At 73.8% G+C, this 10,345-nt stretch carries 2 protein-coding genes; both read right to left on the reverse strand.

All coding sequences use genetic code 11. From position 1 onward, the window contains the following. Positions 1-18: 18 nt before the first annotated feature. On the reverse strand, positions 19-7,698 hold the full coding sequence (locus tag ACFYMU_RS23205; RefSeq protein ID WP_388376226.1) for a beta-ketoacyl synthase N-terminal-like domain-containing protein: 7,680 nt from the start codon (positions 7,696-7,698) through the stop codon (positions 19-21). Positions 7,699-7,799: 101 nt separating this feature from the next. After that, positions 7,800-10,345, reverse strand: a 2,546-nt coding sequence (locus ACFYMU_RS23210) for an SDR family NAD(P)-dependent oxidoreductase (protein WP_388376229.1), incomplete at its 5' end; no start/stop codon positions are given.

Raw genomic sequence — 10,345 nt, forward strand, 5'->3', positions numbered from 1 at the left:
GCGGGTGCGGGCGGGCCGTCACACCTCGGCGGAACGGACCTCGATGGCCACGTCGGTCAGTTCGTAGATGCGCAGGCCCGGCTTCCACAGGTCGGCGTCCGCGACGACCAGCAGGCGGCCCTCCTCGCGGCGGACCTCCTTGATGTGCACGTCGAAGAACAGTTCCTTGTCATGGCGCAGGATCTGGCCGCGGTACTTCCAGGCCGTCTCGACGTCGGTGGCCATCGCGAAGCGGGGCCGCTGCATGCCGTCGGCGAGGTTGTGCTCCAGCACGAACAGGCGCATGGCCTGCAGGACCGCCTCGACGCCGAGGGAGCCGGGCATCACCGGGTCGCGGTGGAAGTGGCAGTCGAAGTACCACTCGTCGGGGCGGATCGCACGGTGGCCGTGCAGGTAGCCACGACCGTGCCGGCCGCCGTCGGCGACGAGGTCGACGCGGTCCACCAGCGCGAACTTGTCGCCGGGCAGGCGCAGGTGGCCGCCGGTCGTGTCGGTGAACGCCGGTGCGTCCGCAGGGAGTTCGATGCGGCGGACCCGGGACGCGTCCGGCTTCTCGGTCTCGATCCAGGGAGCGACGTACTGGCCGTTGTCGAGGCCGACCTGATTGGCGAGGGCCGCCTCGTTGAAGTAGCCGAACAGCGATTCGCCGGTGTAGAAGACCTCGCCGTCGGCGGAGAGCTCGTAGCTGAAGTTCTGCAGGACCGCGCCCTGGACGGCGCTCGTCATCAGCAGCTTGGAGTGGTGCCGGACGGTCTTGCCGCGCAGGTCGATGTCCTTCACCAGCGTGGCGCGACCGTCGAGGTTGCGGATCGAGTACTGCTCCGCGGGGTTCTTCAGCGTGGCGCCGAGGTAGTAGCCGAGGAAGATCGCCGCCTGGAGGGACGTCTCCATGTAGACGGCGTTCGGCATGTGCGGGAAGGAGTTCTGCTCGTAGTACCAGGCGTCTTCCGGGGAGTCGTACTCGGTCACCATCTCCGAACCGGGCGACAGATCACCGCGGGTGCCCTTGAGGGACATCACGCGGTCGACGAACTGGAAGTCGCCGTTCGGGATGTAGGGGGCGCGGCTGTCGCGGTAGACCTCGAACTCCGGGCCCATCGCCATGTCGAGCAGGCCCTTCGCGGCGTGCGCGAGGTGCAGCTCGTTGATCATCGCGGGTTCGCCGGCCCGGTTGCGGCGGCCGAGGAACTCCGGGACGCCGCCGATCTCCGGACGGTGGGGCGAGCCCTCCTTCTCCCGTACCTGCAGGCCGAGGTTCTTCATCCGGATGACCGGCTTGTCGCCCAGGTAGATGAGGACGTCGGCGATGACCGTGGCGCGCGGCAGGAGCGTCAGCTCCATGACCTCGACCTCGTAGCGGATCTCCTCGTGGGCCTGGGTGATCTGGCCGCGGACCTGGACCTCGATCGGGGTGTCCGTGACGCACTGGAAGCGCGCGTCGGGGAGGGTCAGGTGCATGCCCTGGTGCATCAGGTAGATCTGCAGCAGCTGCACGGCGCCCTCGGCGACCAGCGAGCCCGCCAGGACGTGGTCGTCCGGGAAGTGGCAGGTGAAGTACCAGGCATCGGGCCGGAGTTTCTTGATCGCGCTGAGCGTGCCGAGCCCGCGCGGGCCGCCCTTGCGGTCGATGACGACGTCGTCGACCATCCTCAGCTTCTCGTCCGGCAGGCGCAGCGCCGGGTTGACGCCGGGGTCCTGGGCGTGGTCCGGGCCGAAGACGTCACCGGGCCGGCCCTGCGCGAGCAGGTCGAGGTCCTCGCGCGTGAGGTGGTTCTTCTCGGTGTACGCCAGCGGCTTGAAGTAGCCCCTGGGGAGCTGGGCGCGGGCGACCTTCTCCTTCTCGGTCATCACGATGCCGAGCGGGGTGTCGAGTTCCCGCCGGCTGAAGAACCCGGCGCAGGCGTCGTGCAGTTCGAGGATCAGCTCGCCGTCGGCGTAGCACTTGTAGCTGAAGAAGAAGAGGGTGGTCTCGCCCTGGTGCACGAAGCGGTCGATGGAGATGTCGTAGCGCAGGGTCTGGCCGACGCGGGGCAGGTTGCCCCGGAAGATCAGGGTGCTGTCGAGCAGGCGGTAGACCCGCTCGCCCTTGTTGCGGAAGTCGATGCCGAGATAGCTGACGAGCAGCAGGTCGCACTGGCCGGCCTCGACCGTCACGGCCGGCGGGACACCGCCGTCCACGGCGTACCAGGCGTCCTCGGGGACGTCGTACTCCGTGGTGATGGTCGCGGGCTTGAACTCCCCCGTCGTGCCGTCGAGCGCGGTCACGCGGGTGACGAAGTGGTACGGCGGTGCCGGCAGCCGGACGCGCTTGGCGTAGCCGTCGATCACGCCGAACTCCGGGCCGAAGACCTTGGCGACGGAGCCGACGGCGAACTCGAGGAGGTCGGCCTCGTCCCAGATGACGCCTTCCTTCACGTCCTTGACGTCCTCGGCGACCACGGCCCGGGCGACGACGGCCTCGGCGGCGCGGTCGCCCGAGTCCGGGGCCGGGGTGTCCTGCCCGCCCGGCGTGGCCGGGTGGAGGGCGGGGCGAGGGGCCGCGGCGGAGGGCGCCGCGGGGAGGGCGGGAGCCGGCACGACGGTGGGCGCGAGCTCCGGACGGGCCGTCGTGCCGGGCGCCTGCTGCGGGGCGGCGCCGTCCAGCAGTGCCTCCACCCGGCTGAGCGTGGACGCCTGGAGGATGTGCTGGGTCTCCATCACCACGGAGTGGGTGGCGACCATCTGCCGGCGCATCTCCCGCACCAGGTCGGCCGCGACGGAGGCCGAGACCTCGCCCTCGGTGTGGGCGGTCGGACCCGCCGGGGCGGGGGGTGCCGCGGGGACCCTCGGCGCGGGAGGGGTCTGCGCGGCAGCGGTCTGCGCGGGGGGCGTCTGCGCGGCCGGTGCGCCGCCCGGTGCGTGCTGTGCCCAGGGCAGGTAGGCGATCGGGGTGCCGTCGAAGGCGATGACCTCGGCGTCGGCGAGGGTCGGATCTGCGGGCATGAGAGCTGAGTCCTCCGGCGGTACGGACGGGGCGGGGTCGGGGGCCGACGTGGCAGCGACGGAGTACGGGGCCGCGCCGCTGGGGCCGGTCAGGGGTCCGGGACCCGGGGCGGTGCCCGGCGCGGACGGGGTTCCGGCGGGACCGGAGCCCGAGGCGGCACCGGCCGGTGTGCCGGAGGCGGCCGACGCGGGACCGGAGGCCGACCGGGGCGCCCCGGCACCCGGGGCCGGGGCCGTGGCGGAGGCGGAGGCGGCCGAAGCGGAACCCGCGGCCGGCACCGGGGCCCAGGCGGTCGTGGGGCTGTCCGCTGTGGCGGCCAGGGCGGCCGGGGCGCCGACCGCGGCGGCGGTCCTCGGCACGTCGGCGGCCGAGGCGCCGGCGGCCGGGATCCCGCGTACCGCACCGGCCAGTTCGCGAGCGATCCGTGCCGGAGCCGGGTCCGCGCCGCCCACGCGGAAACGGGCGGGACGGGCGGGACGCGCCGGGACGCGCCGGTCGGCCGGGCCCAGCAGCGGGGACAGGTCGACATCGAGGCCGTGGGCGGTCAGCCGGGCGACGAGCCGGGCCACGGACTTCGTGGCGGTGACGCCCCGGCGGTCGACGGGTGCGGCGACGTGAGCCAGGTCGCCCAGGCTTTCGCGGACCCAGCGGGAGCACGTGGCGCTGGGCCCGACCTCCAGGAAGTAGCGGAAACCCCGCTCGTAGGCGCTGTGCACCAGCCGCGGGAAGTCGATCGGGGACCGGAGGGTGTGCGCGATGCGGCGGGCGATCTCCTTGCGGTCCAGGGCGGGCAGTGCCTCGTAGTCGTACGCGCTGAGGAGTTCGAGGTCACCGAAGGAGCCCGTGGGATAGTCGTTCAGGCCGGCGAGACCGTCGAACTCGGCGTCCACCACCGGGCAGTGCATGACCGCGTTGACGGGTGAGCGCGCCGCGGGGCAGCCGAGTTCCTCGATCAGTGCGCGGCACTCGGCCGGGTCCCCGGCGATGACCAGCTCGGCGGGCGTGTTGACGTGGGTGAGGTGGACCCGGCCGTAGCGGGGCAGCACGGCCCGTACCGACTCCGCGTCGGTGAGCAGCACATGGCTTGCCCACACGTCGGAGTCCGGCGTCGCGTCGGGCAGGCGCCAGGCCTCGCGCACCGTACGGCGCGGACCGCACAGCCGGTCCTTGAAGACCGGGGTGTTGCTGATGAGCGCGTCGTCGCGGCCCTCCGGCAGCCAGCCGCCGGTGGCGAAGAGCATGCTCGACTCTCCGAGGCTGTAGCCGAACCCGCCGTGCGCGGTGATGCCGAGGACGTCGCGGACCAGCTCCGTGTAGAGGATCGCGAAGCTGGTTCCCGTGGCGAGCATGAACGGGATGTCCTCCCCGAGGGATGCCTCCAGTCCCATCAGCTCCCGCCGCCCGGGGGCGGTCTGCGTGCGCGGGTACAGCTCGGCGGCCCGCAGGTGCCGCTCCGGGGCGTGGGCCTGGCTCTCGAACCGTTCCAGCAGGCCGGGGAAGGCCCGGAACAGGTCCCGGCCGAGTCCGGGATAGGAGTTGAACGCGCCCGGGTAGACCAGCGCCACCTTGCCGTCGGGGCCGATGGGGCGCGCGGTGAAGCAACTGCCGCTCGGCGTGGCCCACTCGCCGCCCGAGGAGTGCACGGCGGGCAGGTCCCGGGCGGCGAGCTCGAGCTGGGCCCGCAGCTCGGCGAGGTCGCGCCCGACGAGTACCGCGCGCAGGGTCCGGCCCGGCAGCCGCCCGGCCGCCTCGCGGGCGAGCGCACAGGGGTCGGCACCCCCGGCGAGCAGTTCCCGGTGCCGTTCGATCTCGGCGAGCAGCCCGTCGAAGGAGTCCGCGGACAGCGGCAGCACCACGGGCCCGCCCGCCCGCTGCCACTCGCTGGCCACGACCGTGCCGCGGGTCGCCTCGGCGGAGAGCACGAGGTGGCCGTGGGCGCCCGACGCGCCGATGAAGCCGACGGCCGCGTACCGTCGGGTGCCTGCCGCACGGCGCAGCCACGGGCGGGACGTGTCCGGCACGTACAGCGCCGAGGCCGCGAAGTCGTCGGCGAGTTCGGCGGCCGGAGCGCTCCATCCGCGGGTGCCGGGTACGTAGCCGTGGTGCAGGCAGAGCACGGTCCGGACGAGCCCGGCCATGGTCGCCGCGCAGCCGGTGTCGCCGATCTGCGCCTTTGCGCTGCCGAGCGCCACCCGGCCGGTGCGGCCCGCCGGGCCCTCCGGCTCGCTCGCGGCCGGATACACCTTCGCGAGGCCCGCGATCTCCGCCCGGTCCTGGGCCGGCGTGCCGCCCGCGTGGACCTCCACGTAGCCGATGTCCTCGGCCGTGACCCCCGCAGCGGTGAGCGCGGCCCGGGCCGCGGCCGCGTAGGTGTCGGCGTCGGCCTCGGGCACTCGGCCCTCCGCCGGCGCCGCGTGCCGGACCGCGATCGCGTCGAGCCGCGCGTACACCGGTGCGGCGGACTCGCCGGGCCGGGTGACGACGACCGCTCCGGCGCCCTCGCCGATCCGGCGGCCCCGGCCGCCCTCGGCGAAGGTGAGTCCGGCCTCGGCGACCGCGTCGGGCCGCAGCAGCAGGTTCTCGGCGGAGCCGGCCAGATCGACGGCGCCGACGAGCACCGCCTCGATGCCCGGGTCGAGCAGCAGCAGCCGGGCGACCTGGAGGGCCTCGGCCGTGGCGGAGCCGTCGGAGGAGACGGTGAAGGAGGGGCCGGTCAGGTTCCACAGGGAGGAGATGCGGCTGGCCATCACGTTGCCGATGTAGCTGAGCACCTCGTTGGCCACGATCGGATCGACCACCGCGTCCCGGCCGACGGCCGTCAGCCGGGCGAGCTCCTCCTCGTCGACCTGGACGCCGGCGCGCGCGAACTCCTCGCGCACGAAGGCCCCGAGGCCGTACCGGGTGATCCGCAGGTGCGTGGTGGGTTCCGTCTCCATGCCGACGACGACCGCGATGCGGCGCTCCGGCGGTGCGGTCTCGCCCTTGGTGACGGCACGGCTGTATCCGGCGTCGTGCAGTGCCTCGTCGGCGACCTTGATGGCCAGCGCGTGCTGGAGGTTGTAGGTGCGCAGGTCGGCGGGCGGGATCTTCAGGTCCATGGGGTCGATGCCGAGGCCGTCGACGAACGCGCCGTGCGGCAGCGCGTCGGGCGAGACGCCGGCGCCGTGCTCGAGGGAGCCGCCACGGGTCTGGTCCAGGCCGCGCCACCGCCTCTCGGGCAGCGGGACCAGGGCGTCCTGGCCGTCGTGCACGGCGCGCTCGTAGGCGTCCAGGGAGTCGAAGGAGCCGAAGTGCGCGCCGAGGCCGACGATGTCGAGCGCGGGCACGGGTGTCTCGGGAGCCGGGGCGCCGGCCGCCGCGGAGTCCGGCTCGGACAGCACGACGTGCGCGTTGGTCCCGCCGAAGCCGAACGCGGAGACCGCCGCCCGGCGCGGCCCGTCGCCCTCGGGCCACTCGCGGCCGGTGCGGACGAGGGCCTCCTCACCGACCCGCCCGTCCTTGGAGCGGATGGGTTCCTGCACGCCGGTCGTGGGCGGGATGTAGCCGTGGCCCATGGCGAGCACGACCTTGAGCATGCTGCTGAGGCCGGCCACGGTGAGCAGGTGGCCGATGTTGCCCTTGACCGAGCCGATCAGCGGGACGGCCCCCGCCTCGCCGAAGAAGTCGGCCACGGACTGGGCCTCGGTGGCGTCGCCGATGGGCGTGCCGGTGGCGTGGCATTCGAGGTAGTCGATGGCGGAGGGGTCGATCGCGGCGTGCTCGTAGGCGAGGCGGTACGAGGCGAGCTGGCCCGAGCCCTGCGGGACGAGGAGGTGGCGGCCGCTGCCGTCGTTGGTGAGCCCGATGCCGTCGACGACGGCGTGGATGTGGTCGCCGTCGCGCAGCGCGTCCGCGAGCCTCTTGACGGCGACCATGCCTGCGCCCTGGCCGGTGAGGATGCCGCCGGAGCGGGCGTCGAAGGGCTGGCTGACCCCGTCGCGCGGATAGGCGTTGAGGTCGCCGAAGGAGAGGTGGATGAGAGTGGGGTCGGGTGCGCAGACACCGCCGGCGAGCACGAGGTCGGCCTGTCCGGCGGCGAGGTGGTCGCAGGCCAGCTTGAGCGCGTACAACGCGGAGGAGCAGGCCGCGTCTAGGGCGTAGCGGGGGCCGCCGAGGCCGAGCGCCGTGGCGGCGACGGTGGCCGGGGAGCCGCTGACGCGCAGGTCCTCGGCGTTCAGCCGGCTGCGGTCGATACGGTCCTCGGGGTGCGCGAGCGCGCCGAGCGGCGGGTGCCCGGCCCGGCGCAGCCCTTCCAGCACGGCCTCCTGCACCAGCGGCACGCTGACCCGGGCCGACGTGGGCGTCGGGAAGGAGTAGTTGCCCAGGATCAGACCGGTGCGGGCCAGGACCTGCGGGCGGTCGGCGTGTCCGCTGTCGCGCAGCGCCTCCCTGGCCACGTGCAGGGACCAGTGGAAGATCCGGTCGAGGCCGGCGAGGTGCGCGGGATCGAGCAGATAGCCGTCCGGGTCGAAGCTGAAGTCGGTGATGAAGCCGCCCCGGCGGCAGTAGATCTCGTGTTGCGGGTCCGCGTCACCGGGCGCGGGCGTCCGGCCGAAGACCTCCTCGCCTCCTTCCCGGCGGCTGTCGGCGCCGGAACGGAGGTTCTGCCAGAACTCGGCGGGCGTCTCCGCGCCCGGGAACAGGCAGGAGAGGCCGACTATGGCGTACTTGCTCATGAGAGCTCTCGGGTCCCTTCTGACGGGCGGCCGGCCCGGACGGCGGCATATGAGGAACCGTCCGGGCCGGCCCGATCGCTTGCGCTGGATACGAAGCGGAATCAGCCGCTGATGAACTTGGCCGCCAGCTGCGGGGCCGAGACCACGCGGACGCCGTCGAACCGCGCCAGCACCGTTCCGTCGGGGGTGCAGGCGGTGAGAGTGAGCGACGCGGTGGTGGAGCTGCTGCCCTCGGCGGGCTCGACGACGATCAGGAACGGCGCGCCGTCGGGCAGCGGGTGGTGCAGGTCGGCGCGGGCGACCGACAGGGGCAGCGAGGCGCTGTCCTTGAACAACCGGACCCACACCAGAGCCGCCTGGAGCAGCAGGTCCGCCGTGCCGGGTGCGAAGCGGGTGCCGCCGAACGCGCCGCCTTCCGGATGCCGTTCGGCAATCTCGCACTGCAGGACCAGCCGCGATTCCTCCTCGGCCAGGATGCGGCGCACACCCCGCAGGGCCGGGCCGTGGAAGAGGGTGCCGTCGGCGTAGAGGCCCTCGGCGTCCCGCCCGCCGCCGACGGCCGGCAGACCGGGGACGGTGGCGCCCGCCGGTGCGGCGCCGGGGACGATCACGGCCGCGTAGTGGGGGCGTGCGGCGCCCTCGGGGTCCGTGGACCGGATGGCCACCTGGACCGTGTCACCGGCCGGAGTCATGGTGAGAGCGAGGCCGGCGGGCTCGGTGCCGTCGAAGACGATGCCCTTGTGGACGGCGAAGTCGCGGACCTGCCGGACTTCCTCGCCGCGGCCGCGCTCGACCGCGCCGATCGCCCAGCCCAGCGCGACCACCGCGGGCAGCACGGGCGCCCCGCCGATCACGTGGTCGGCGACGATCGGGTCGCCGGGCAGGGCGTCGAGGGTCCGCTCGACGGTGACCGGGCCGGTCGCGGTGGGCCTGTCCGGCTCCGACAGGGGGGTCGTCGGGCCGAGCACGGTCACCACGTCGGCCGCGCGCTCGGGGGCGAACTGCTCGGTGAACAGCCGGGCTCCGGTCTCCACCGGGATCAGGGTGATGCCGCGCTCGCGGAAGACCGCCTTGATCTCCGGGGAGACCATGCCGCTGTCCCAGGCGCCCCAGTTGAGGGAGGTGACGCGGGCGGAGGGATGACGCTGCCGGAAGGAGGAAGCCCAGGCGTTGAGGACCTCGTTGGCCATCGCGTAGTCGGACTGGCCGCGGTTGCCGAAGAATCCGGCGACCGAGGAGAACAGGATCACGTGGCGCAGCCGGTCGGCGTCGAGCGCGGCAGCCACCGCGCGCAGTCCGGCCAGCTTGGGCGCGAAGACCCGCTCGATCTCGGATGCCTTCTTGTTGGCGATGAGCTGGTCGGCCAGGACTCCTGCGCCGTGCACCAGACCGGTGACGCGCTCCTTGTACGGCGCGAGCACGGCTGCCGCGGCGGCCGGGTCGGTGATGTCGACGGCCAGGTACTCGACGGTGCTGCCGGCGGCGCGTACGTCGGCGAGGGTCTGCCGTATCTCCCGGGCACCGATCACGGCGCGGAAGAGCTGCTCGACGCGCTTCGGGGTGGGCTTCTCGCCCGCCGCCTTCAGCTGCGCGGCGGCCGCCGCCTTCAGACCGGCGTCCCCGACGCCGTGCGCCCAGGCCGGCTCGTCCTCCAGCGGGGTGCGGCCGAGCAGAAGCAGACCGGGCCGGTGGTTGCGGGCCAGTTCGGCGACGCAGGCGGCGGTGATGCCGCGGCCGCCGCCGGTGACGACGAGCAGGTCGTCGGAGGTGAGGGCGGGGGCGTCGGATGCCGGGTGCAGCGGCTGCTCGGCGAGGCCGAGGCCGACCCTGCGGGTGCCGTCGTGGCCGACCTGCGTGGTGTCGCTGACGGCGTCCCGCGTCTCGTCCAGGACGAGGGCGGCGCCGGTCTCCGGGGTGAGCGCCGGGGCCAGGTCGACGGCCCGGCAGAACAGCCGCGGTGCTTCCACGGCCAGGGTCTTGACGAGACCCGCCGCGCCGGCGGCCGGGGCGAGTTCCTCGCTGACGCCACCGAGGCCGAAGGCGCCGTCGAGGCGGGTGACGGTGACGAAGGCGGCGCGGCCCGCGTCGGCCGCGGAGTTCAGCGCCTCGACCGCGTGCTTGGCCACGAGCAGCGTGTGGGCGAGGCGGCGCGTGCCGTCGGTGAAGTCGCCGTAGTGGGCGGCGGAGAGGTCGAGGACCAGGCTGATCCGGTCGGCGAGGATGACGTCCATCCGCTCCGCGAGCTCGGTCACGCCCCAGCCGGACAGCGAGTGGTCCTTGACGCCGGTGATGCGCTGGGCCACACCGGGCAGCCGCAGCACGTGCACGTGCCGGCCCGAGTCGATCAGCTTGGCCGCCAGCGGGGGCGCCAGCTCGGAGCCGTCGTCCACGACCAGTGCGCCGGAACCCTGCGGGTAGGCGTCGACGAGCTTGTCCGGGGTGGGCAGTTCGACGAGCGCGGCCTGCGCGCGGCCGATGCCGCCGCTCGGCCGGTCGGCCTGCGCGGGCTCGGCGGACGCAGCGGCCGGGGTCTGCGGAGCGCCGGCACCGGAGCCACCGGACATGAAACCGACGATGTCACGCAACGTCCGCAACTCCGCCAACTGCTCCGGACCCGCCGCCACACCACCCCCGAACCGCTCCTGCA

Origin of the sequence: Streptomyces sp. NPDC007264 (genome assembly GCF_042869095.1) — a bacterium.
GTDB lineage: Bacteria > Actinomycetota > Actinomycetes > Streptomycetales > Streptomycetaceae > Streptomyces.

What these genes read in the sequence shown, in the direction of transcription:
- ACFYMU_RS23205 (WP_388376226.1), bottom strand. Translation starts at nt 7,698, where the DNA reads ATGAGCAAGTACGCCATAGTCGGCCTCTCCTGCCTGTTCCCGGGCGCG.